Consider the following 1,935-nt stretch of genomic DNA (forward strand, 5'->3'; position numbering starts at 1 on the left):
GTGACCTTCCAGCCGTCGAAGCCCTGCGGCGGAATCAGCATCGCGAAATTGGTCTTGCCGCACGCGGACGGGAACGCGGCCGCGACGTGATACTTCTTGCCGGCCGGCGACGTCACGCCGAGGATCAGCATGTGTTCGGCGAGCCAGCCCTGATCGCGGCCCATCGTCGACGCGATGCGCAGTGCGAAGCACTTCTTGCCGAGCAGCGCGTTGCCGCCGTAGCCCGAGCCGAAGCTCCAGATCTCGCGCGTTTCCGGAAAGTGCACGATGTACTTGACCGGATTGCACGGCCACGGCACGTCCTGCTGGCCGGCTTCGAGCGGATGGCCGACGCTGTGCACGCACGGCACGAAGTCGCCATCCTCGCCGAGCACGTCGTACACGTCGCGCCCCATGCGCGTCATGATCCGCATGTTCACCGCGACGTACGGGCTGTCCGACAACTCGACGCCGACGTGCGCGATCGGCGAGCCGAGCGGGCCCATCGAGAACGGCACGACGTACAGCGTGCGGCCGCGCATCGAGCCGCGGAACAGCCCGTTCAACGTCTCGCGCATTTCGGCCGGTTCGATCCAGTTGTTGGTCGGGCCGACGTCGTCACGCGAGGCCGCGCAGATGAACGTGCGATCCTCGACGCGCGCGACGTCCGACGGATCGGATTGCGCGAGATACGAGTTCGGGCGCTTCGCCGGATTCAGGCGCGTCAGCGTGCCCTGATCGACCATCGCCTGGCACAGCGCATCGTATTCTTCCTGCGAACCGTCACACCACACGACGCGCTCGGGCTCCGTCAGTGCCGCGATGCGCGACACCCAGTCGATCAGCTTGCGATGTTTGACGAAAACCGGCGGAGCAATCAGCGGGCCGTGCGTTGCTTCGGCCAAAGTGTTTTGCGACATGGGGATGTCTCCAGATTTATTGGGCGGGGATGGGGATGCGGGGCGAGCCCGCGAGATGGGGAATGCGTGCGGAGCGCAGGAAGATGCGGCGCGAGGACGGGACGCGCGAGCGGAGCGCGCGTCGATGCCGCGATGCGTGCGAGAGAAGGTGAAGTCTCGTTAGAGGGTGCGAACGCGAGTTTCGCCATGCAAGCAACCTGCCATACAACTCCATGCCGGCCAGCATACCATCGCCGTTATTGGGCGGGCGTTGCGTTGCAACAAGAAACAACTGTGACTGCGCGCCGGCATGCGCGTTGCAGACAGCTGCGTTTTACGGCGACGTTGTGCCCGCTTTGGGGACGAAACGAGCGCGACGACCGCCCCGCAAGGGTTTCGCTCGAGCGGCAATTTCAACCTGCCACTCGTCCGTATGCACAACGCTAACGCGGGTCGCACGAATTCGCGTTTTCGCTACTCAGGCAAACCCTGAATTAGGTTGTGTACACAAACATCCTGTCCGAATGCCCGTACGTCGTAAAAGTCGTGCGCGGATAACGCGCCAGGTTCGAGCAGACAAAAAAACGCCAGCCCCGCGGGGCTGGCGTCGTGTTGCGGGTCCGACGACGATCAGAACTGATTCATCGTGTTGTCCTTGCCCGCTGCCTTCAGCGCCGCTTCGCCGCTGAAGTATTCCTTGTGGTCGTCGCCGATGTCCGAACCCGACATGTTCTGGTGCTTCACGCACGCGATGCCCTGGCGGATTTCCTTGCGCTGCACGCCTGCCACGTAGCCGAGCATGCCCTGGTCGCCGAAGTATTCCTTGGCCAGGTTGTCGGTCGACAGCGCTGCCGTGTGGTACGTCGGCAGCGTGATCAGGTGGTGGAAGATGCCTGCTTCACGCGATGCATCGGCCTGGAACGTACGGATCTTCTCGTCGGCGAGCTTGGCCAGTTCGGTTTCGTCGTATTCGACGCTCATCAGCTGCGCACGGTCGTAAGCCGACACGTCCTTGCCTTCGGCCTTCATCGCGTCGTACGCCTGCTGGCGGAAGTTC

At 63.5% G+C, this 1,935-nt stretch carries 1 protein-coding gene and 1 pseudogene; both read right to left on the minus strand.

The window, feature by feature from the left end:
- A partial coding sequence (locus JMF90_RS35100) for a phosphoenolpyruvate carboxykinase domain-containing protein (RefSeq protein ID WP_201326165.1) occupies positions 1 to 899 on the minus strand: 899 nt, incomplete at its 3' end.
- Between the two features lie 609 nt (positions 900 to 1,508).
- Positions 1,509 to 1,935: pseudogene (locus JMF90_RS35105) on the minus strand (isocitrate lyase); the annotation flags it as partial.

It is taken from the genome of Burkholderia sp. E168m23 (assembly GCF_016586125.1).
Lineage (GTDB): Bacteria > Pseudomonadota > Gammaproteobacteria > Burkholderiales > Burkholderiaceae > Burkholderia > Burkholderia orbicola.